At 56.2% G+C, this 23,108-nt stretch carries 21 protein-coding genes; all 21 read right to left on the bottom strand.

Annotated elements, in window-relative coordinates:
• Position 1: 1 nt before the first annotated feature.
• Positions 2–916: a D-alanine--D-alanine ligase gene (locus tag QSV34_RS10370; protein WP_289154435.1), complete on the bottom strand. Its 915-nt coding sequence runs from the start codon at positions 914–916 to the stop codon at positions 2–4.
• Positions 917–1,028: 112 nt separating this feature from the next.
• Positions 1,029–2,489 (bottom strand): UDP-N-acetylmuramate--L-alanine ligase, encoded by a 1,461-nt coding sequence (gene murC / locus QSV34_RS10365; protein WP_289154433.1) that lies wholly within the window; start codon positions 2,487–2,489, stop codon positions 1,029–1,031.
• Positions 2,486–3,574, bottom strand: a complete 1,089-nt coding sequence (murG, locus tag QSV34_RS10360; protein WP_289154430.1) for an undecaprenyldiphospho-muramoylpentapeptide beta-N-acetylglucosaminyltransferase — start codon at positions 3,572–3,574, stop codon at positions 2,486–2,488. The genes murC and murG overlap by 4 nt, the downstream gene beginning before the upstream one ends.
• Positions 3,571–4,755: a putative lipid II flippase FtsW gene (gene ftsW, locus QSV34_RS10355; protein WP_289154428.1), complete on the bottom strand. Its 1,185-nt coding sequence runs from the start codon at positions 4,753–4,755 to the stop codon at positions 3,571–3,573. Before ftsW ends, murG begins: the two co-directional genes overlap by 4 nt.
• Positions 4,756–4,763: 8 nt before the next feature.
• On the bottom strand, positions 4,764–6,131 hold the full coding sequence (gene murD / locus QSV34_RS10350; protein ID WP_289154427.1) for a UDP-N-acetylmuramoyl-L-alanine--D-glutamate ligase: 1,368 nt from the start codon (positions 6,129–6,131) through the stop codon (positions 4,764–4,766).
• 57 nt (positions 6,132–6,188) lie between these two features.
• Positions 6,189–7,283, bottom strand: a complete 1,095-nt coding sequence (gene mraY, locus QSV34_RS10345) for a phospho-N-acetylmuramoyl-pentapeptide-transferase (RefSeq protein WP_289154426.1) — start codon at positions 7,281–7,283, stop codon at positions 6,189–6,191.
• Complete coding sequence (locus tag QSV34_RS10340; protein WP_289154425.1) at positions 7,283–8,668, bottom strand: UDP-N-acetylmuramoyl-tripeptide--D-alanyl-D-alanine ligase; 1,386 nt, start codon at positions 8,666–8,668, stop codon at positions 7,283–7,285. Before QSV34_RS10340 ends, mraY begins: the two co-directional genes overlap by 1 nt.
• On the bottom strand, positions 8,658–10,262 hold the full coding sequence (locus tag QSV34_RS10335) for a UDP-N-acetylmuramoyl-L-alanyl-D-glutamate--2,6-diaminopimelate ligase (protein ID WP_289154424.1): 1,605 nt from the start codon (positions 10,260–10,262) through the stop codon (positions 8,658–8,660). The genes QSV34_RS10340 and QSV34_RS10335 overlap by 11 nt, the downstream gene beginning before the upstream one ends.
• The gene (locus QSV34_RS10330; RefSeq protein ID WP_289154423.1) at positions 10,259–12,034 is read right to left on the bottom strand and encodes a peptidoglycan D,D-transpeptidase FtsI family protein; all 1,776 of its coding nucleotides are present in this window, start codon (positions 12,032–12,034) and stop codon (positions 10,259–10,261) included. The genes QSV34_RS10335 and QSV34_RS10330 overlap by 4 nt, the downstream gene beginning before the upstream one ends.
• Positions 12,031–12,318, bottom strand: a complete 288-nt coding sequence (gene ftsL / locus QSV34_RS10325; protein WP_289154421.1) for a cell division protein FtsL — start codon at positions 12,316–12,318, stop codon at positions 12,031–12,033. Before ftsL ends, QSV34_RS10330 begins: the two co-directional genes overlap by 4 nt.
• Positions 12,319–12,321: 3 nt before the next feature.
• The gene (gene rsmH, locus QSV34_RS10320; RefSeq protein WP_502929011.1) at positions 12,322–13,260 is read right to left on the bottom strand and encodes a 16S rRNA (cytosine(1402)-N(4))-methyltransferase RsmH; all 939 of its coding nucleotides are present in this window, start codon (positions 13,258–13,260) and stop codon (positions 12,322–12,324) included.
• Between the two features lie 42 nt (positions 13,261–13,302).
• Positions 13,303–13,761, bottom strand: coding sequence for a division/cell wall cluster transcriptional repressor MraZ (gene mraZ / locus QSV34_RS10315; RefSeq protein ID WP_289154415.1), 459 nt, complete (start codon positions 13,759–13,761; stop codon positions 13,303–13,305).
• A gap of 429 nt (positions 13,762–14,190) precedes the next feature.
• Positions 14,191–15,750, bottom strand: a complete 1,560-nt coding sequence (locus QSV34_RS10310; RefSeq protein ID WP_289154412.1) for a SulP family inorganic anion transporter — start codon at positions 15,748–15,750, stop codon at positions 14,191–14,193.
• Between the two features lie 123 nt (positions 15,751–15,873).
• Entirely contained in the window at positions 15,874–16,740 is an 867-nt protein-coding gene (locus tag QSV34_RS10305; protein WP_289154410.1) for a DMT family transporter, read from the bottom strand.
• Between the two features lie 37 nt (positions 16,741–16,777).
• Positions 16,778–17,224: a hypothetical protein gene (locus QSV34_RS10300; RefSeq protein WP_289154408.1), complete on the bottom strand. Its 447-nt coding sequence runs from the start codon at positions 17,222–17,224 to the stop codon at positions 16,778–16,780.
• A gap of 27 nt (positions 17,225–17,251) precedes the next feature.
• Positions 17,252–17,728 carry a hypothetical protein gene (locus QSV34_RS10295; protein WP_289154405.1) on the bottom strand — a complete coding sequence of 159 codons (477 nt, stop codon included), beginning with the start codon at positions 17,726–17,728 and terminating at the stop codon, positions 17,252–17,254.
• A gap of 76 nt (positions 17,729–17,804) precedes the next feature.
• Positions 17,805–18,293 carry a DUF2846 domain-containing protein gene (locus tag QSV34_RS10290; RefSeq protein WP_289154402.1) on the bottom strand — a complete coding sequence of 163 codons (489 nt, stop codon included), beginning with the start codon at positions 18,291–18,293 and terminating at the stop codon, positions 17,805–17,807.
• A 45-nt stretch (positions 18,294–18,338) separates the two neighbouring features.
• On the bottom strand, positions 18,339–19,544 hold the full coding sequence (locus tag QSV34_RS10285) for a heme biosynthesis HemY N-terminal domain-containing protein (RefSeq protein WP_289154400.1): 1,206 nt from the start codon (positions 19,542–19,544) through the stop codon (positions 18,339–18,341).
• Positions 19,541–20,941, bottom strand: a complete 1,401-nt coding sequence (locus tag QSV34_RS10280) for a uroporphyrinogen-III C-methyltransferase (RefSeq protein WP_289154398.1) — start codon at positions 20,939–20,941, stop codon at positions 19,541–19,543. The genes QSV34_RS10285 and QSV34_RS10280 overlap by 4 nt, the downstream gene beginning before the upstream one ends.
• Positions 20,942–20,971: 30 nt before the next feature.
• Positions 20,972–21,778 carry a uroporphyrinogen-III synthase gene (locus QSV34_RS10275; protein WP_289154396.1) on the bottom strand — a complete coding sequence of 269 codons (807 nt, stop codon included), beginning with the start codon at positions 21,776–21,778 and terminating at the stop codon, positions 20,972–20,974.
• Entirely contained in the window at positions 21,775–22,707 is a 933-nt protein-coding gene (hemC, locus tag QSV34_RS10270) for a hydroxymethylbilane synthase (RefSeq protein ID WP_289154394.1), read from the bottom strand. The genes QSV34_RS10275 and hemC overlap by 4 nt, the downstream gene beginning before the upstream one ends.
• Positions 22,708–23,108: the final 401 nt, after the last annotated feature.

Below are 23,108 nucleotides of genomic sequence, written 5' to 3'. Positions count from 1 at the left end.
ATCAATTCATTGATGTCCGTAAAATTTCCACCACCAACTGCTCCATATTCATGCCTTCCGCCGCGGCCGCTTTTGGCACCAGACTGTGGTCGGTCATACCGGGGATGGTGTTTACTTCCAGCACCTGAAAGCGGCCATCGCTGTTGCGCATCACATCCACCCGCCCCCAGCCGCTGCAGCCAATACTGTTAAACGCTTGCAAGGCCAATTGCTGTAGCTGGTGAACCTCGCCACCGTGAAGGCCACAAGGACTGAAATAACGAGTGTCATCACTCAAATATTTCGCCTCATAGTCATAGAAGCCGTTATCGGTTTCTAACCTTATCGGCGCTAATGCTCTGCCATTAAGGATTGACACAGAATATTCCGCCCCGTCAATCCAGCGCTCGGCCATTACGTCACCGTAGATGGCTGCATGCTGCCAGGCATCCTGCAACTGCTCCGGGGTTTCCGCCCGGCGCATGCCGATGCTGGAACCCTCACCATTGGGCTTCACCATCACTGCACCACCCAGAGACTCCAGAGCCGCCGCCCAATCGCTGTTCTCATCCAAAATGGCAAACTCGGCGGTGGGCAGGTCGATACCGCGCCATAATTTTTTGCAGCGCCACTTATCCATGGCCAGCGCCGACGCCATCACGCCACTGCCGGTATAGGGAATACCAAGCAGTTCTAGCACCGCCTGGTAACTACCATCCTCATCGCCGGGGCCATGCAGCACCAGCATGGCGCGATCCATATCCACAGACTGAATCGTGGTCAGCGGGTTGTCCTCAACCACCACTGGCACCGCATCCACACCAGCACGCAGCAACGCTTCGTACACCGCCTGACCAGACTGCAGCGACACCTCCCGCTCTGCGGAGTTACCGCCGTAAATCACGCCGACGCGACCAAAATCGAAAAGCTCGCTCATCGTTGATCGCTCTCTTTTCTCGGGAGATGAGAGGTGGAAGATGGGAGATGGCAAAAAGTTACTGCCACTCTGATTTTCCGTCTCACGTCTCTCATCTCACATCTCTCGTTAATCACTGCAACTTCCTCTCAGTCAGCAGTTTCACCAGCTTGCTGACGCTGCCCGCCCCCTGGGTAATAACGATGTCACCAGGCTGAACGATGTCGCGGACAATGTCCGGCACCGCTTCAATGGATTCTGCGAAAATCGGATCCACCAGGCCGCGCTGGCGAATGCTGCGACAAAGGCTGCGGCTGTCGGCACCGGGAATGGGCTCCTCACCAGCACCGTAAACTTCCGTCAATACCAGGGCATCGCTACTGGACAGTATTTGCACAAAGTCTTCGTACAGGTCGCGGGTACGGGTAAAGCGGTGTGGCTGGAACACCATCACCAGGCGGCGCTGAGGCCAGCTATCGCGCACCGCTTTAATAGTGGCGGCCACTTCCCGGGGGTGGTGACCGTAATCGTCCACCAGCATCGCTTCGCCACCGCGACCAGCGCCGGTGGATACCGGGAATTCCCCATGAATTTCAAAACGGCGGCCGACACCGCCAAATTTGCTTAAACCCTCGCAGATGGCGCTGTCATCAATGCCCTCATCGGTGGCCACCGCCACTGCCGCAGTGGCGTTGAGTACGTTGTGGGCACCGGGAATATTGAGCGCAATATCCAGTGTCGCCTTGCCTTCCGGGCGATGCACCTTGAAGTAGCTGCGACCTTTATCACTGCGCAAATCACTGATGCGGTAATCCGCCTGCTCGGAAAAACCATAGGTGAGCATGGGCCGGGACACATCCGGCATCACTTCCCGCACACGCTCGTCGTCCACACAGACCACAGCCAGCCCGTAAAACGGCAGGTTGTGGAGGAACTCCACAAAAGTCTGCTTGAGTTTGCCCTCGTCAAAGCCGTAGGTTTCCATGTGGTCGATATCGATATTGGTGACCACTGCCACCAGCGGCTGCAAGTGCAGGAACGACGCATCGCTCTCGTCTGCCTCCGCCACCAGATAGCGGCTTTCCCCCAGGCGGGCATTGGTGCCGGCGCTGTTGAGGCGACCACCGATCACAAAAGTCGGGTCTTTATCGCCCTCGGCAAAAATAGACGCGATCAGGCTGGTGGTGGTGGTCTTGCCGTGGGTGCCGGCTACAGCAATACCGTGGCGGTAGCGCATCAATTCCGCCAGCATTTCTGCGCGACGGACGATGGGAATACGCTGGTCGCGGGCACGCACCATCTCCGGGTTGTGATCGCTCACCGCGGTGGAGTTCACTACCACGTCCACGCCATCCACGTTGCTGGCGGCGTGACCGATATGAATAGTCGCACCCATATCCCGCAGGCGTTTGGTCACCGGGCCATCGTTAATGTCCGAGCCGGAAATCTGGTAGCCCTGGTTGAGCAGCACTTCGGCAATGCCGCACATGCCAACACCGCCGATACCGATAAAGTGAATGCGCTGGATACGGCGCATCTCCGGAATCTCAAATACGCCGCTCACCTTGCCACCGTCTGTTGTTGCTTTACTCATTTGCATACCTCCTCACAGGCATCCGCCACCGCGGCCACCGCTCCCGGCTGCGCCAGGGCGCGGGCGTTTTCCGCCATGGTTATCAACTGCTGGCGCACCCCTAGCAGTTGTTGCAATTCCACCGCCAGCTTCTCCGGGCTCAACTGCGCCTGTTGAATCTGGCGCGCTGCACCGTTGTCCACTAACCACTGGCCATTTTTGGTCTGGTGGTCGTCGATGGCATGGGGGAACGGGATCAGGATGGAACCCACACCCGCTGCCGCCAATTCCGACACCGTCAGAGCACCGGCACGGCACAGCACCAAATCTGCCCAACCATAGGCTTCCGCCATATCGTCGATAAAGGGAACCACATGGGCTTCAATTCCCACTTCCCGGTAACCCTCCGCAGTCACCACTGCTTTGTCGCGACCGGTCTGGTGCCAGATATTGGGCCACTCCTCCCGGGGCAAACGGGCGATGGCCTGAGGCAGCACCTCGTTAATGGCCTGAGCACCCAAGCTGCCGCCGAGCACCAACAAATTCGGCGTATCGCCATTGCGCTGCAGACGTTGCCCCGGTTCCGGCAAGTCGATAATTTCCCGGCGCACCGGATTGCCGCAGTGATTGCCTTTGGGCAGGGAACCGGGAAATGCCTCCATCACCCTCCGCGCCAGTTTCGCCAGCCAGCGGTTGGTAGTACCCGCCACCGCGTTCTGTTCGTGAATTACCACCGGAATGCCCAACAGGCGCGCTGCCAGACCACCGGGGCCGGAGGCAAAGCCACCCATACCCAGCACCGCGTTGGGGCGCTGCTGGCGTAACAAAGCACGAGCCTGTGATACCGCCTTGAGCAGCAAAAACGGCGCTTTCAGTAAGGTCGCCACGCCTTTGCCGCGCACGCCAGCCACGTCGATAAAATGCAGTGGAAAATCGTTGGCGGGCACCAGCTGGGACTCAATTCCCCGGCGGGTGCCAAACCACTCGATAGCTACACCGCGATCGCGCAATTCACTGGCCACCGCCAGTGCCGGGAACACATGGCCGCCGGTTCCGCCGGCCATCACCATGACTTTTCTGGGCGCCGCTTGAGCTACGTCAGTCATCGCGCCCTCCCGCCCGCTTTTAACGGTTTTTTCTTGGCGACCGGGGCGTGCAACTCCATGCCGAAACGCAAAATCAGCGCCACCATCACGCAGCTCACCAAGAGGCTGCTGCCGCCGTAACTGACAAAAGGCAGGGTCAAACCCTTGGTGGGCAGCAAGCCAGACGCCACACCGATATTGATAAATGCCTGGCCCGCCAACAGCACGCCGAGACCAAATACCGAGTAAGCCGCAAACCAGTCGCAGCGGCGCACCGCGCGGCGAATAATGGCAAATACCCGCCACAGCAACAGACCGAACAAGGCAATCAACGCCACCACACCCACCAGGCCAAATTCCTCGGCGTACACCGCAAACACAAAGTCGGTATAAGCCTCTGGCAGGTAGCCCAGCTTTTGCACACTGTTGCCCAGGCCCACGCCAAACCATTCGCCGCGACCAAAAGCGATCAATGACTGGGACAGCTGATAGCCACTGCCAAACTGGTCCGCCCATGGGTCCAGGTAGGCCACCAGGCGCTTCAGGCGATAGGGCGAAAGCACCGCCGCCAGACCCAACAGGCTACCGGCCAGCCCTACCAGCACACCCACCTGCCACAATTTGGCGCCGGCGAAAAACAACATGGCCAGCACCGTGGCTGACAGCACCACCGAAGAACCCAAATCCGGTTCCAGCAGCAACAAGCCCACCAACGCCGCGAGAATGCCCAGAGGTTTGCCAATCTCTTTCCAGTTGTCCCGCAACACCTGTTGGTGGCGCTGCAGATAACCCGCCATAAACAGCACCACAGCCAGCTTCACCAGTTCAGATACCTGGAAAGTCATCGGCCCCAGCCCCAACCAGCGGCGGCTGCCATTAAAGCTGCGACCAACGCCGGGAATCAGCACAATCAGCAACAGCGCAAAAGCCGCCGCCAGCAACAACAGGCCGTAGCGGTACCAGAAAGCCACCGGAATATTGAGCACCACCAAACCTAATACAGAGCCCAATGCCAGATACATCAACTGGCGCTTAAAGAAATACAGGCTGTCGCCAAAATTCACATCGGCAAAATTCACCGAGGCGGAATAAATCATCACCACGCCCAGGGTGATCAGCGCCAACACGGTCAGCAGCAACTTGCCGTCCAGATGCTGGAAGTCGCCAGCAATAAGCGGTAGCTGCAAACCTCTGAGATTCATGACGGCACTCATGACAGCGCCTCCGCCGCCTTGGCAAACATCTCGCCGCGGTGTTCAAAATTGTTGAACATATCGAAGCTGGCGCAGGCCGGTGACAACAACACCAGGTCACCGGGTTGTGCCAACTGGCGGGCGCGGGCAACTGCCGTCTGCAAAGACTCATGTCTTTCCATATCCGCCGCATCGGCAATGGCCTCGCCAATGCGGTGGCCATCAACGCCGATCAACAGTGCCAGCTTGACCGTGGCGGCCACGGCACTGCGCAGTTCGTGAAACTCGGCGCCTTTGCCATCGCCACCGGCGATCCAGAAAATATTGCGACGCTCGCTGTCTGCCAAACCTTCCAGCGCCGCCAACGTGGCGCCCACATTGGTGGCTTTGGAATCGTTGATATAACTGACGCCGTCCAAGGTACGTACAGTCTGGCAACGGTGGTCGAGACCAGGGAATTCACGCATGGCTTTCGCCATGGCGTCCTCTGGCAATTCCAACACCGCTCCCATGGCCATAGCCGCCAGAGCATTGGCCCAGTTGTGACGGCCTTTGATACGCAGCTCATCCACCGGCATCAGATCACCGTCAGCACCGTGTAACCACAGTTCGCCATCGCGATTGGCGACGCCGCACTGGTGCTTGTCGCTTTCGGTCTGCTCACTGGCATCCAGACCAAAACTGGAAATCTGTGCGTCACCATCAACAGGACGGGTGGCGCTGTCATCGCGATTGCAGACAATATGTTCGGCACCGTGAAAAATTCGCTGCTTGGCCGCCAGATAACTGGCCATGGAGCCGTAACGATCCAGATGGTCTTCCGACAGGTTAAGAATGGTGGATACCGCCGGTTTCAGGCTGTGGGTAATTTCCAGCTGAAAACTGGACAACTCCAGCACATACAGCTCGCGGTCATCCGCCAGCAGCTCCAGTGCCGGAGTGCCCAGATTGCCACCCACCGCCACTCGCAAACCGGCGGCTTTGGCCATTTCCCCCATCAGGGCGGTAACTGTGCTTTTGCCGTTGGAGCCGGTAATGGCAGCCACTGGCGCCTTCACGTGGCGGGCAAACAACTCGATATCGCCAATCACATCTATATCCCGCTGCTTGGCCTGCACCAGCAACGGCTCATCCGGTGCCAAACCGGGGCTGACCACCAGCTCAGCGGCCAGCTGCAACACCTGCCCTGCATCTGCACCCAGGAAGCACTCAACATCGGGAAATTCGTTTTTGAATGTCTCCAGCAATGGCGGTGCATCGCGGGTATCGCAAACCACAAAGGCCACCTGACGGCTCGCCAGAAAGCGCGCCGCCGACAAGCCGGTAACGCCGATACCCAGTATCGCCGTTACGCTGTTTTGTGCATTGTGGTCTGTCAGTTTCATGTTCAATTTAATGTTCGGTTTTCAACGTCTCTCGTTTTACGTCTCACATCTCACGTTTTAACGCAGTTTCAATGTCGCCAGACCGATCAGCACCAGCATCACGGTGATAATCCAGAAGCGCACAATCACCCGCGGCTCTGGCCAGCCTTTCAGTTCAAAGTGGTGATGGATAGGCGCCATACGGAACACCCGCTTGCCCGTCAGTTTGTAGGAGGTAACCTGGATCATCACCGACAGGGTCTCCATCACAAACACACCACCCATAATGAAAAATACAATTTCGTGGCGCACGATCACGGCAATAACGCCCAGTGCCGCCCCCAGTGCCAGGGCACCAACGTCACCCATAAATACCTGAGCCGGGTAAGTGTTAAACCACAGGAAGCCCAACCCGGCGCCACCCAGTGCAGCGCAGAAAACAATCAACTCACCGGCACCGGCGATATAGGGAATGTGCAAATAATCGGCAAACTGGCTGTGGCCGGTGAGGTAGGCAAATATCCCCAGCGCACCACCCACCATCACCGTGGGCATAATCGCCAAACCGTCGAGGCCATCGGTGAGATTGACCGCGTTACTGCCACCGACAATCACAAAATAGGTGAGCGCGATATAGCAAACCCCACCCATGGCGGTGAGAGGCAGTGCCACGTCTTTAAAGAACGGCACATAAAGAGTGGTTTCTGCCGCCGAGCCAGCAGTGCAGTACAGAAAGATAGCGGCACCCAAGCCACCCACTGACTGCCAGAAATATTTCCAGCGAGCGGGCAGACCGCGGGAGTTCTTTTCCACCACTTTGCGGTAATCATCCACCCAGCCCACGGCACCAAAAATAAAGGTCACACCCAACACCACCCACACGTAGCGGTTTTCCAGGTTGGACCACAGCAGAGTGGCGATAAAAATGGCCATCAGAATCAGCGCACCGCCCATGGTGGGAGTGCCAGATTTACTAAGGTGACTCTGGGGGCCGTCAGTGCGTACCGACTGCCCAATTTGCAGCAGGTTCAGCCTGCGGATCATCACCGGGCCCAGCCATAGAGAAATTCCCAGCGCCGTCAGCACCCCCAGAATGGCGCGAAAGGTGAGGTACTGCACCACACCGAAGGCGCTAACGTACTGCGACAAATAATCAGCCAACCAATAGAGCATTATTGTTCTCCCGCGCTGGCAGCCACCAACGCTTTGGTTATGTTTTCCATACCGGAACTGCGCGACCCTTTTACCAACACGGCCATTCCTGCCCCCAGCTGAGGCACCAGTGCGGCGAGCAAATCCTGCTGGTTGTCAAAGTGCTGTCCGCCTTCGCCAAAAGCGGCACTGGTGTTGGCGGACAAGGTGCCCACCGTCATCAGTTGTGCCACACCGGCCTGGGCGGCGTATTCCCCTACTTCAGCGTGCAAGGCGACTTCGTCATCGCCCAACTCGCCCATATCTCCCAATACCAGCACGGGGATACCGGGCAGTTGCAACAGCGCGTCCACCGCCGCTTTTACCGAGCCGGGATTGGCGTTGTAGCTGTCGTCGATCAGGTAGTCGCCACTGGTCAATTCCAGCAACTCCATACGCCCTGGCACACTCTGCAAGGCGCTGAGGCCGGCACCGATATGAGCGACTTCCACTCCGGCAGCAAGGGCAACACCAGCAGCGGCCAATGCGTTAGCCACATTGTGACGGCCGCTGATGGTGAGATTGACCCCCACCTCGCCCTGAGGGCTGTGCAAGGTAAAGCTGCAACGCCCCAGCTCATCGGCACGAATGTCGCTGGCAAAAATATCGGCAGCGGCATTCTCCACACTGAACGTCAGGCAGCTGCGCTCGCCAATCAGTCCGCGCCAGCGATCCACATAAACTTCGTCGAGGTTGAGCACGGCGGTGCCGTCTACCGGCAGGCCGCTGTAAATTTCACCCTTGGCATCGGCAATGGCGTCAACACTGCCAAAACCTTCCACGTGGGCGGGCAAGACGTTATTCACCAGAGCCACCTGAGGGCGAGCCAGCTGACACAAATAGCCGATTTCGCCGCCGCCACTGGCACCCATTTCAATCACCCCGTAGCGATGCTGATGTTGCAGGTTCATCAAGGTGAGAGGCACACCGATGTGATTATTGAGATTGCCTTTGGTGGCCAACACCGCAGACTCGCCCACCGCCTGGGCAAAGATCGCCGCCAACATTTCTTTCACAGTGGTTTTGCCAGCGCTGCCGGTAACCGCAACCACACTACCCTCAAAGTCACGCCGTTTTAGATGGGCCACCTGCCCCAAGGCTACTGTGGTATCCGGCACCACCCACTGGGGTATTTCCAGGCTGCGATCCGGCGCTTCCACTACCAGCCCACAGGCCTTCTCTGCCGCTTGAGCCAGGAAGTTGTGAGCATCAAAATTTTCACCTCGCAGAGCCACAAACAGCTGGCCGGAGGCGATATTGCGCGTATCCGTAGAGAGGCCGTCGAAGTGGCAATCCGGATGCATCAGGGTGCCGCCGTATTCAATAGCAGCGCGGGACAGACTGAGAGCAGGCATTTCAGTGCTCATCATCCCCTCCCAGGCCCACCGGCCCCAAATGCGCTGCCAAATCGCCTACCGGCTGCTTCAAGGCCCGTTGCTGCAATAGGTCAACAGCCTGCACCACATCGCTAAATGGCAGGCGCTCGCCATTTACCTCTTGATAGGTTTCATGACCCTTGCCAGCGATCAGTACGCAGTCGTCATCGGCGGCGCAGGCGATAGCCTCGCCGATGGCAGTGGCACGATCTGGCGCCACCCTTACCGCGGCGTTATCCGGCATACCGGCGAGAATATCGAGAATAATCTGATCCGGGTTTTCGCTGCGCGGGTTGTCGCTGGTTACCACCGGGCAGTCCGCCAGGCGCGCCGCCACTTCACCCATTTGCGAGCGCTTGCCGCTGTCGCGATCGCCGCCGCAGCCAAATACACACCACAACAGTCCAGAGCAATGACTGCGCAGGGAGGTGAGTGCTTTTTCCAAGGCATCCGGTGTGTGGGCGTAATCCACCACCACCGCTGGCAGCAGATCCGCTTCTACCTGAGGGTTGACCAGCTCCATACGGCCAGGCACAGCGGTCAATTCCGGCAGCTGCGCCAACACTTGATCCAGCGACCAACCCTGACCACAGGCCGCGGTGATAACCGCCAGCAAATTACTGAGATTAAAGTGAGCCAGCAGCGGTGAACGCAACTCACCGTCGCCCCATGGCGTACTGACCTTGGCACAAATACCCTGTTCGGTAAGCACCACGTCTGTCGCCGTTACATCGGCGTTGGGATTATCGATACCGTAGTGGTAGCAAGCCACTTCACTGGATAATTGCGCAGCGATGGTGGCGCTGGCCGTGTCGTCGCTATTCAATACCGCCAGCTTCAAACCCGACTGTTTAAACAGCTGTGCCTTGGCGGCCAGGTAACTGCCCATATCGCCGTGGTAGTCCAGATGGTCACGACTCAAATTGGTAAATATCGCCGTGTGGAACGGCAGCGCCGCTACCCGGCCTTGCTCCAGGCTGTGGGAGGAAACCTCCATCACCACAGAGCCGGCGCCATTGTTTTTCAATTGCGCCAAACACTGCTGAGTGCCGATGGCGTCCGGTGTAGTCATGCCGGTTTCCACCAAGTCACCGTCTACCAGGCCGTAACCCAACGTGCCAATAAACCCGGCCTGTTGATCATTGCCTCTCTCAGCAAACAACCGCTGCTGCAACTGGGCCAGCAATTGACTGCAGGTGGTTTTGCCGTTGGTGCCGGTAATTCCGGTCAGGTGAAGTTGTCCGGTAGGCTCGCCGTAAAAACGCCCGGCAATGGCACTCAACTGCTGAGCCAGTTCATTAACAGCAATCACCCGAGGCTCTGCAGCCAACTCATCCGACAAACCCTGAACCTCTGCAATCACTGCAACAGCGCCAGCAGCTAATGCCTGTGCGGCAAACTGACGACCGTCGACGCTGAGCCCAGGACAAGCGACAAACAAGCCACCAGGCACGACCTGGCGGCTGTCGGCGGTAATGGCACTGACCGACAGCACTTGCTGCTCAGCAGAAAGCGCAACGCCGGGCAGCAATTGGCCCAGCGTTTTGGCTTGTTCAACTTGAGGATTGTGGGGCTGCGCCATCATGTAGCCCCTCCTACAGGTGGCGACTCTTTGAGAGCCGTCACTTGTTCACTGTTATCAGTATCCGGCGGCACTCGCAGCAATCGCAAGGATTCTGCCATTACGCCGGAAAACACCGGCGCCGCCACCGTACCGCCGCCGTGGCTGTCGCCGATAGTGGGCTCGTCGATCACCACCACACACACCAACTTGGGGTCATCCGCCGGAACTGCTCCGGCAAACAGGGCGATATGGCGATCATTGTCGTAGCCTCCGCCCTTGGCCACTTTGCGTGCGGTGCCGGTTTTGCCCGCCACTTGATAAGCGGCCAGTGCCGCTTTGGTACCGGTACCGCCGGGCTCAGTCACTGCCTTCATCATATCCATCACCTGGCGGGCAATCTGCGGTTCAATCACTTGTTGGGCGCGACTGGGCTGGCTGTTTTTTAACAGTGTCACCGCTCTTGATTCACCGCGAGCTGCCAGCACGGCGTAGGCTTTGGCAATTTGCAGGGGCGAAGCGTTGAGGCCATAGCCGAACGCCAACGTGGTGCGAGTGACGTCGTCCCAGCGGCGCGGCGCTGGCAGGTAGCCTTCAATCTCGCCGGGAAATTCCAGCCCGGTTGCCTGCCCCAAACCACCGCGGGCAAACACTTCGCGCACGTGGTGAGGGTCCAGCGCCAGTGCTACTTTTGAAGTACCCACTTGACTGGACTTGGCCAACACCCCAGCCATATCCAGCACACCGTAGCCGAGCGGGTCTTTAATGTCTTTGTAGCCTACCCGCACGTAGCCCATGCCGGTATCAACAACACTGTTGGGGCTGAATTTGCCGCTTTCCAGGGCCGCCACCATGGTGAAGGGCTTCATGGTGGAGCCAGGTTCCACCCGGTCAGTAACCGCGCGATTGCGCATGGCGGCAGCGGAGCGGGAACCCTTGGCGTTGGGGTTAAAGGAAGGTTGGTTGGCCATGGCCAGCACTTCACCACTGGCCACATCCAGCATCACCACGGAACCGGCTTTGGCACCAAAGCGCTTCACCGCCTCTTTCAATTCCCGGTAAGCCAGGTACTGCAAACGCAGGTCGATACTGAGCGCCACATCCTTGCCAGGCTGTTCACGACGGATCAGTTCCAGATCTTTGATGACATTGCCCTTGAGGTCTTTGAGTACCCGCTTGGCGCCGGGCTTGCCGGTAAGGTGTTCATCAAAGGTCAGTTCGACACCTTCCTGGCCACGATCGTCCACATTGGTGACGCCCACCAGTTGAGCGGTGACTTCATGGGCCGGGTAGTAACGCTTGAACTCACGGCGCTGATGAACACCATCGATTTTCAAGTCCATGATTTTCTTCGCATCCGCAGGCGCCAACTGGCGAGCCAGGAACATAAATTCCTTGTTGGCGTAACGGGCAAGACGCTGCTGCAGATCGTCAGCTTTAACCCCCAACTGACCTGCCAGACGAGCAATCACCGCTGGATCATTGCTCAATACCTGCGGGTTGGCCCACAGGGTGGCTACCGGCGTACTCACCGCCAGTGTCTCGCCGTGGCGATCGGTAATCAGACCACGATTGGCGGGAATTTCCCGCACCCGCACGGTGCGCGCATCCCCCTGGTTTTGCAGAAATTCAGCACCGCGATCCTCGTCGGGCATGACCTGCAAACGGGCGATGTGCCACACCAGCAACAGCGGCAACGCCAACAGGCAAGCCACCACCGCAAAAAAGCGCCAGCGGGAGATGGTGATGCGTTTTGCCTTATTTATACGGGCAGTGTTTTTACGGGCAGTGCTCATGGCCGCACCACCACAATGTCGTCAGCGATGGGGGCACGCATACCCAGCTTGTCCGCCGCCTGTTGCTCAACGCTACTGAAAGAGCCGTGAGCCGCCTGTTCCAACAACAACTGCCCCCACACCACTTGTTGCTCGTGGTGGGATTTTTCCAGCTGGCTGAGTTCGGCAAACAGAGAACGGCAGCTGTGGCTGACATTCACCACCGCCAAGGCAGACACAACCACTGCCAGCCACAGCACAGCTGTGACCCAAGGGAGTGATTTTGTGTTTGCTGATCGACTCATTATTTATGCCAGTTTTTCCGCCACGCGCATAATCGCGCTGCGTGAACGGATATTGTCATCCACCTCGCCGCCTGAGGGCTTGAGAGGCTTACCCAGTGACTTCATACGCCGCGAATCCGGCTCATCTCGTACCGGCACCCCGCGGGGCAATTGCGGGCCGCGTTCCTGATCGCGCACAAAGCGTTTAACGATACGGTCTTCCAGGGAATGAAAACTGATCGCCACCAGACGACCGCCAACCGCCAGTACATCCAGTACCGCTGCCAACAGCTGTTTGAGGTCATCCAGCTCACGGTTGATATGGATGCGAATTCCCTGAAAGGCGCGGGTGGCGGGATGCTTGTGTTTTTCCCAGGCCGGGTGGGCATCGGCGACAATTTTGGCCAGCTGGGTGGTGGTGGTAATATCTTGCTGCTGGCGAGCACTGACGATGGCCTTGGCCATGCGGCGAGCGAAGCGCTCCTCGCCGTACTCTTTTAATACCTGAGCGATCTCATCTTCTTTGGCCCGCGCCAGCCACTTGGCCGCGCTCTCGCCAGATTCGGTGTTCATGCGCATATCCAGTGGCCCTTCCCGCAGGAAGCTGAAGCCGCGATGGTCGTCATCCAGCTGAGGGGAAGAAACTCCCAAATCCAGCAGCACACCCTGCACACTGCCGGTGAGATTGCGTTGTGCCACCTGATCACCAAGCGTCGCGAAAGAGTCGTGAATCAACTCAAGGCGCTGATCATCTGCGAAGCGTTTGCGGCCACTGGCAATGGCCTCAGGGTCTTTGTCGAAAGCCAGCAGACGGCCATTTTCAGAAAGTCGCGCCAGAATGGCGGCGCTGTGACCGCCGCGACCAAAAGTGCCATCGATATAGGTACCGTCCGGATCGGTGACGAGCGCATCCACTGCCTCATCCAGCAGCACTGTCGTATGTGCAGTCTGATCCTGTTGTATCACTTTCGGCTCCACGCTTTCTGTCCCGACTTTTTTAGTTCACTAAAGACTCAGTGAAAGCATTTCTTCCGGTATAGGCTGATCGTCCATGCTCTCTTCCAAACATTCCTCATGGTGTGCGTTGTAAAGCCCGCCATCCCAAATTTCAAAACGGTGGCCGACACCCAGCAAACGTACTTTTTTGTCCAGCGAGGCATGCTGGCGCAATTCCGGCGGCAGCAAAATACGCCCACTGCCATCAATTTCCACCTCGCGGGCATTACCGATCAGCAGGCGCTGCAAGCGGCGGGCTTTGGGGTGGGAAGGCAGGCGGGAAATCTTGTTTTCGATCTGGATCCACTCATCCATGGGGTACAGCAACAGGCAGCGATCCTGGACATCGTTATTCACGGTCACCACCAGGCGACCGCCACACAGCTCCATAAGCTCATCACGGAACCTGGCCGGTACCGCCATGCGCCCTTTGGCATCTATGTTGATGTCGTTGCTGCCCCGAAACACCGCTTTATCCAGTTTATTGGTTATTTTCTGTTCAATTATTCGTGGTGCTTGGCCGAAAGTGGATTAATCAAAGACTCAAAACGACACAATTACCCACAATCTGCCACTACACGACACTATATGCTCATCAAAAGAGAAGTCAAGGAAACCAGGCGGCAAAAAGTTAAAAACGTGTGGCTAAAATCGCCGAACTGGACGACATCGTTCAAGAAGTGGAATTTTTAAAAACAAAAGACAAAGCAAAACAGAAAGGTACAACAGCAACTTAAAGCGACACTTTAAGAAATTTATAAGATTTTGGAATAAGAGGGAGAGATTCGATCAAAAAATAGATAAACTGATCAAAAAATATACAATTTTGATCATTTCGTTACGGGTTACGCGTTTCGGGTTGCGCCTTCGAAACCCGAAACGCGTAACCCGTAACAGTCAACCTAAAGCATCATCCGCTACATGGTAGGTGGGATCTTCCATCACATTCACCTCCACCAGTTTGCCTGCTTTCTTCAGCAACAAACGGCATTCCGGGCTGAGGTGACGCAGGTGCAGGGTGCGACCAGCGTTTTGGTAGCGTTCCGCCAGAGCGTCGATGGCCTCGATAGCGGAGTGGTCACAAACGCGGGAATTTTTGAATTCTACGATGACATCTTGTGGGTCGGCGCGGGCGCTAAACAGATCGCGGAAGTTGCTTACCGAGCCAAAGAACAGCGGCCCGTGAATGTCGTAAATTTTCGAGCCATTCTCATCGGTGCTGATTTCCGCGCGAATATGCTTGGCGTGCTCCCAGGCGAACACCAGCGCCGAGACAATCACCCCCACCACCACGGCAATGGCCAGGTCAGTCACCACCGTAACGCCAGACACCAATACCAATACAAAGGCATCGCCACGAGGGATCTTGCCCATAATGCGGAAGCTGGACCACTCGAAGGTACCGATCACCACAATAAACATCACCCCAATCAGCGCTGCCAGGGGAATCTGCTCAATCAAACTGGAAGCGAACAGAATAAAGCACAGCAAAAACAGTGCCGCAGAAATGCCGGACAAACGCCCGCGGCCGCCAGAGTTAATATTGATCATGCTCTGACCAATCATGGCGCAGCCGCCCATGCCGCCGAAGAATCCGGTGACGGTGTTAGCAACCCCCTGCCCTACGCATTCTTTATTACCGCGACCGCGGGTATCGGTCACCTCGTCAATCAAGGTCAACGTCAGCAGGGATTCGATCAGGCCAATGGCCGCCAGAATAATGGAATACGGCAGCACGATCATCAGGGTTTCCCAATTAAACGGCACTGCGGGAATATGAAATTCCGGGAAGCCACCGGCCACCGAGGCCACATCACCCACGGTCTTGGTGTCGATAGAAAGTCCAATCACCATCAAACTCACTACCAATATCGCCGCCAGGGAAGCCGGAATCGCTTTGGTGAGTTTGGGCAGGAACCAGATAATCGCCATGGTCAAAGCAATCAGTCCGGCCATAATCCAGAACTGGCTGTAGCCCATAAGAGCACTTAAGCCCTCACCGCTCAACAATCCGGACTCCACCTCCGGCACCGGAATCTGCCCCAGTTGGGCCAGGAAAATCACAATCGCCAAGCCGTTCACAAAGCCCAGCATTACCGGGTGCGGTACCATGCGGATAAACTTACCCAGCCGCAGCACCCCGCAGAGAATCTGGATCACCCCCATCACCACCACCGTGGCAAACAGGTACTCCACCCCGTGCTCCACCACCAGCGACACCATCACCACCGCCAGCGCCCCGGTGGCCCCGGAAATCATGCCCGGCCGGCCACCAACAGCAGCGGTAATAAGCCCCACAATAAAGGCAGCGTACAAACCCACCAGCGGATCCACATGAGCCACAAAGGCAAACGCCACCGCTTCCGGCACCAACGCCAGAGCAACAGTTAAGCCAGAGAGCAAATCGTTTTTAATGGACTGGCGCGACGGAATGGCAGCGAGAGAGACGCTGGACATGGGAACTCCTGAGAACTGGGGTATCGGTTAGAAGGCGCGGGATGCTAGCACAAACCGTACTATGGCGAAACAAAGCCGCCAATCGGCTTTCCAGGCAGCTTACCTATCTAGGCACCCCCCTATCTAGTCACACCGACGGGAGCGATCGCTCCCGTACTGCTTACCCAGTATGACCACTAAGATGCCACCAAGCACCAATGCCGATGACAACAGCAGCCGCAAGGAAATCCCTTCACTGGCAAACACCACACCACCGGCGGCAGCCAACACCGGCACCAACAATTGCAGAACCGCCGCCTGCAACGCCGATAGTCCACCCATGGCCGCGTACCAAATGGCGTAACCGATACCGGAAGTCACGCCACCAGACACCACTGCTAACAACACGCCCCTTGGGGATAAAGCCGCCTCCTGATATGTCAGGGCCACCAAAACTACAACCAGCGGCATGCAGCGCAAAAAGTTATAGGCGGTATCAGCCAGCGGGTTTTCAGAGTTTTTGCCTGCCAGAGTGTAGAACCCCCAGGCGATACCCGACACCGCCATCAGCACAAACCCGGTAAAAGTGGGCGTTGCCAGGTCCGGCAGCACCAGATACACAAAGCCCGCAAATGCCACCAGCACACCCAGCCATTCCAACCCATGGAGCCGATACCCGGAAGCCAGGCTCACCAGGATCATAGTGATCTGCACCGCGCCAAACAGAATCAACGCGCCCACGCCGGTTTCAAGAGAGAGATACGCAAAGGAAAACGCCAAGGCGTAAACAAACAGAAAAAACGCCGCCTTCCAGCTGCCCTTCGACTGAGTTACACCAGCAGAGGGTTTAACCAGCTTGAGAATAACCAACAACACCGCCAAGCCCGATAACAAACGGATCGCAGTAAAACTGCCCGCATCCATGGCAGCGTCTTCAAGAGCCAAACGGCAAAGCACCGAATTACCGGCGAAGGCAATCAGAGCAAGGCAGGTGTACAGGGCGATTTTCATAAGTTCTCGCTACGCCCTTAACATCCGAGACAGTAGTTTATTCACTACCTTTGCTTGTGTGGGTTTTAGGCTTAAAACTCACAGGAACACCGCCATAAATACCATTCATCGACGGGCTTAGCCAATATTCAAAACCATACATCAGTTTCTTAACCCGCGAATAGCTAGGCTTATCCCTTTTTATAGACCAGCCACTTACGGACAATGTAATCAAATGCTTCTCATCGTCTGTAAAGCAATCAAAAACATATACCCGTGATTGAGGCTTCTTTGACTTACACATTAGTGAATAGCCACTTTCACCGATAGATTTATAGACCGCATCACCTGAAGGTAAAACTTCAAATTCAGACAGCACTAAATCATCTGAAGCAGGGAATTCACCACTTGGCTCCCACTCGCCGACTAAATCATCAAATTTAAGAGTGTCAGCATTCCCATGCCATGAGAGCACCAATAGTATGGAAAACAGTACAGTTCTCATCTCAATACCACATAGCAGAAGCTATTATTACTCTTTCTTGGTGTCGCGCACCAAACCATGAGCCACACGCATTTCGTGCACAGCCTCACGCACCAACACTTTCTTTTTGCCTATCAGGAAATAACGATCCTCATCGGTGCTGCCCACCGACTCGTACCACTCGCCGTTGATATGAATAGACGCCGCTCCAGAAAACATATTGGTTTTAAAATCCGCCTGGCCGTCCATGCCGTAATCCTCCACCTCCATAATATGGCCGCCGTTTTTATCCAGCACGGAATAAGAAAGCAGATCAAACACCCCATCGCCGTCGATATCGGCGAGGGTGACGTAGGGCTTGTCGGTGGTGCGTTGGTAAATACCAATGGAGACGCTACCTTCTGACCCACCATCGACAGTCATATAAACATCGGGGGTATTTTCGTTGCCAATAATATGGGTGACAGGCTCGGCGCACAAACTGGCACTAGATAAAGCAGCACAAAAAGTGGCTAGTATTTTCATAACATTCCGTTTACTAAGTTGCTCTTTTTATTACTCCCGCGAAAGCGAGAATGAAGATAATCTGGACGCCCATCATTCATATGGATAGCTTCAAACTGCTTAGCTTTTGTAGTGCCTCATCTTCTCGAAGTTTTGCAACAACATGATCCTCAAATATATATAACCCAACATGGGTCGAACGTGTATCAAGTGATTCGCCATTTACATCCCTGGCAAAAGCATACTCAAGATACACAACCTCCCCCGAGCTAACCTCCAGTTCAAACTGAAGTAATTTATAGCCAAATGCAGATTTATTAACCAAGGCAGCTTGATATTTGCCAACATCCACCTCAGTGACTATATAACCGCTCCCTCTTACACAACCTTGCTCAATATCATCGAGAGTCAACTCCAAACAGGTAGTGACACCATCTTTTAATGCAGAATCCGGTTTAAACAAATAAATAAGTGCTTTCCCTTCAGGTACAGAGACATGCGTCTCAAATAGCGGGCCACTTGCATTCATTGCGGCGCACCCTGAAAGCAGCAAGAATGAAAGAGCAACAGTGATTTTTTTAATCATAATTTACTATCCTTAGATTTATTTTTATTTCAACAATGAGGCCTATTAGTTCGCAGCACTCTCCAACAACCCACGCTGGTAATACGCCGCACTTTTATCCACCTCACCCAACTGCGCCATCAGCCTTGCCAACTCAGCGTAAATCTCTGGCGCATGGGACAACCCCAAAGCCGATTCCAGATAGTCACGAGCCTTACCCCAAAGCTCGGCTTTTTGCGCCAACCTCCCCAGAGCCAATAGCAGCGCCGGGTTGTTGGGGCGCTCTCGCAGCCAGGCTTCGGCGATTACCATCTGAGTGCTGACATCGCCGCCAACCAGCAGACCGTAGCGGCGTATCAGGCTGTCGTCCCAATGATTATTAAGTGCACTGTGAAGCAGTTTTTCGGCTTGCTGGCCATCGCCGCGGGCTTGCAGGTGATCGCTGTAAGCCGCCACCAATTGAGCGTTGCGTTTTACAACTGAGGGCATGGATTGCCGCAGTTGGTCGATGGCTTGTTGGTGTTTGGTTTTATCACTGGCCTTATCCGTTTTGGCCCAACGCTCTGCCAGGGACGCCATTTGATTGGCATAGACTTCAACTTCCAGTTGCTGAAATTGCTGCCTGTCGTAGCCGCTGTCCTTGCGCAATTGAGGCAACAATTGCTGCAGGTTGTGCCAATCGTTGAGGCCGCGGTAGGCCTTTTCCAGCAGCCGCAGAACATTGGTGTGGTTAGGGTATTCCTGGTGCACTCGGTTAAGAATGGAAAGTGCTTCTTCGTAGCGCTGTTCTTTCAAATACAACCGCGCCTTGGCGATTTCCACGGCGGGGTTATCTTCTTCAGCGATTTCCTGGGCTTTGTTGAGCAGGGTTTGCGCTGCCTCCCAGTTGCCTTCCTCATAAGCTGCAGTGGCAGCGGCCAGATAATTCACCAACGGCATACCTGACTGGTGAGCACCGCGCACCAGTTGCTGACGGGCTCGCTGCCAGCGACCTTCAATAAAGTACAACAGGCCACGGGCGGTTTGTGCCCGACGGCGGCTCAGCCTCGCCCGGCGCCAGCCGGCAAATACTTTCAGGGTACTGAGCAAACGCCACAGCAAGCGCGCCACCAACCACAACAGAATCAGGGCAATGACAGCTGCCCACAAGTTCATTTCGATGGTGGTGTTACCCACAGCAATTAACAGGTAGCCACTTTCCCGGCTCATCAGCCAGGACAAGCCTGTGCCCAGCAGCAGCGCGGCGGCGAAGATCAGTACCAGGCGCCTCATTGCTGGTCTCCGGCTTCAGCCCCGGCGGTGGGTTGCTCGTGGCGCAGATGCCAGAGGTTGATATAGTTGCGCAGCGCCTGCAACGAGGCACTGATTTCCGGCAACTGGCTGGTCACTATTTGTGTGGAAAGCGTATCCAGTTGTTCGCCAAATACTTGAGAGGTGTGGTCTTTGGCAAAGTGCTGTTGCAGCCACTGGCGGCATTTTTCCAGGCTGGCACGGTACAGCTGTGGCTCTTCACGCAACAGGGCCAGTTGCGCCTGCTCCATCATCACTCGCAGGTTGTGGCGCAGGTATTGCTCCTCCACTCCCAACAGAGGCTCGACCGGCTCGTCGCGCTGGCGAATGCGCACGTAATCTTTCATGCCATTGGCAAAATCGCTGAAATGACCGGCCACCCGGTCGCCCCAACTCTGTTCACTATCCACCGTTTGCGAAGGAGCGGCTTGAGGTATTTGTTCTTTTAAATCCAGTGCCAGGGTCAGTTCTGGAATGGTTTCGTTCAGGGCGTTGAGTTGTAGATACAAACCCTCGCGATCCACGATGGTGGCAATTTTTAATGCGGTTATGTCTTTGGCGATCTGGCTACGCACGGCAAACAAGTCCGGATCGTCGAAATCTTTGAGAATGGCGTCAGCGGTTTGTAACAGAGATACTGGATTGGCGGTGCTGCGCTCGGTAAGCAGGCGTTGGTTGGCCAGGCGCAACAGGTATTCCGCCTCGGCCAACAGCCAATCGTCCCGGGTCGAGACTGACAGGTTACGCAAGCGGCTGCCCTGGCTGGTGACTCGCCGCTGCAGTTCATCCAACTGCTGGCGATTGGCCTGGTCTACCTGATCCGCCTGTTGCAAGCGCGCTGCCAGCGAATCCAGTTCCGTGGAATTTTGCTGTTGTTGCAGTTGCTGCTGTAGTTGTTGCAGTTGCTGCGCCTGCTGATCCAGGCGTGCCTGCAACGCTTGCTGTTGGCTATTGCCAGTGGTTTGCCAATCCTGCAGATAGAGCCAGCCGTAGTAACCACCGGCCCCAATCCCGGCCAGCAATAGCACGGTGACTAACAGCGCGGGCCAAGCGCTGCGGCGATTACGAGTACTGCGACGCGACTTTCTGGCAGAGGCTTTTTTGCCTGCGGACTTTTTACCAACGGAACGTCTGTCGGTGGAAAGGTCTTCTATATCCAGAGGTTCCGGCAAGTGCTGGGGTTTGGATGTGCTGGTTTTCTTGTCCGCCGCCGCTTTTCTGGCTGACGACTTGTCTTTTTTCTCATCGGACGGCTGCTCAGCCCGTTTGGTCAGGGTGGGAGGCTGCTGGCTGTTGTCGGCCGCAGGTTGTTCGGGGCCGCCCTTTTCGGAGTCTTCCTTTTTCGGGGTGTCAGGTGTTTTATGGTCTTTATCCGTCACTGGCCCATTTCTCTGCGAAATTGATAGATGTCAGTCGCTAATGTAACACCTGCTTAAAGCCGAAACCATGTCGCCCGGCACAGCGGAGTTGGCGACCTGAAGGTTTACAAAACCCTTGCCTGTCGCGATATCCGCTATCCGCTCACTGGGCACTACCAGAGGCAATGCAAACAGATCACCATGCAGTACTGTGGGTACCTGACTCAGCAAGCTCTCAAGCAACTCCGCGGAGTGTGCCACCACGGCATTCAGGCCATTCTGCAAAGCACGGACGATATCCTCCTGATGCTTGTTGGTGGGGCTGCGACGATACAGGTTTAACTCATCCACCTGGGCGCCGCGCTGTTGCAGCTGATCCGCCAAAAACTCACGCCCCCTCTCACCTTTGCAAATCAGGATTTTCGTATCTTGCAAGTGCTGCAACTCTGGCAGCGCCAACAAGCCTTCGCTGGTTTGGGTATGGGAGGGTACCTGGGCATCAACCCCCTGCTCCGCCAACACCTGACGGGTGCTGTCGCCAACCGCAAAAAACTGCAACCCCACGGGCAGCTGCGGCCAATAGTGGTCGATCCAGTCAGCGCCCAGCAACGCTGCCGGGCGGCTGAAAAAAATCACGACTTGATAATTGGCCAACGCCATTACGGTGGTTTTGATTTGTTCCACCGGCTCGCTGGCAGATTCAGCGGTGAGAGGCACAACAAAGGGATCAATACGCATCACTGGCAGATGCAAAGGGTTTGCCCCAGTGGCTGCCAGCTGTTCGATAAATTCATCCGACCCCAACTGCGGCAGTGCCTTGGGGCGAATAACCAGAACCTTCTTTCCCGCGAAGCTCATTGGCTTCCATAGACTTCGGCAAGAATGGCACCGGCACCACTTGCCAACAGTCGATCCGCCAACACGATACCCAGTTGCTTAGCATCGCTGGCCGGGCCGCGAATATCATCCCGCAGGATACGGGAACCATCTACCGCGCCCACCAAGCCACGCAGCCATAACTGGTTATCAGGTTCCAACACCGCATAGCAGGCAATGGGCACCTGGCAGCCGCCCTGCAAACGGCGGTTCATGGCGCGCTCGGCGGTTACACACACAGCGGTGTTGTGGTGGTGCAATGGCGCCAGCAAATCGATGGTGCGCTGATCGCTGTTACGACATTCAATACCCACCGCCCCCTGACCACCGGCGGGCAGAGAATCTTCCGGGGCAATACGGCTGCGAATGCGCTCGCCCATTTCCAGACGAATCAAACCGGCGCTGGCCAGAATAATGGCGTCATACTCATCATTATCCAGCTTGGCCAAACGGGTATTGACGTTGCCGCGCAAGTCGAGAATCTGCAAATCTGGCCGCGATTCACGCAACTGACACTGACGGCGCAGGCTGGACGTCCCCACACGACTGCCCGCTGGAAGTTGCGACAAATCGTTGTATTGATTGGAGACAAACGCATCGGTAGGGTCTTCCCGCGGGCAGATGGTGGTCAGGCCCAAGCCATCGGGAAACTCCATAGGCACATCCTTCATGGAATGCACCGCAATATCCGCGCGCCCCTCCAGCATGGCCACTTCCAACTCTTTAACAAACAACCCTTTGCCACCGACCTTGGCCAGGGGTGTATCAAGAATTTTGTCGCCTTTGGTAGTAAAACCCACCAACTCCACCGCCAGACCAGGGTGGTGTTTTTGCAATTCGGCTTTTACGTATTCCGCCTGCCATAAAGCTAATGGGCTTTTGCGGGTGGCGATTCGGATGGGGTTTGTCATAACGGTTGCGGGTTGCAGGTTGCGGGCTCGAACCATAACAAAGCTACGAGCAGCGCGCTACGGGCACCAACAGAACTTGCTACGGAGTGCACCAACCCCCTTCGCCCTTGCCGAGCGACGGAGGTGACATAGGGTGAAACGGACAGGACGTCCGTTTCAGCGCAGCGGGTACAGGAAGTACCCTCTGCGCGACCCTGCCATGGCACCGGAGAAGCGAGGACAAATCGGCAGGAAAGCCGATTTGGGCGCCAAAGGCGGCCCGTAGGGCCGAGCGCCATGGAAGGCGCGAGTCACTGCCCGAAGGCCAAGGGCGACTGGGGCGTGCTTTTTTGATTCCTTTTTTGCACGAGCAAAAAAGGAATTCGCCCAGCAGGGCGAAACCCTTGCTAAAAGTTTTCCCA

This window comes from Porticoccus sp. W117 (genome assembly GCF_030341905.1).
In the GTDB taxonomy this organism is placed as follows: Bacteria; Pseudomonadota; Gammaproteobacteria; order Pseudomonadales; family Porticoccaceae; genus SCSIO-12696.
Note: the sequence above shows the minus strand (reverse complement) of the source record. Positions and strands in the feature narration are given on the sequence as shown.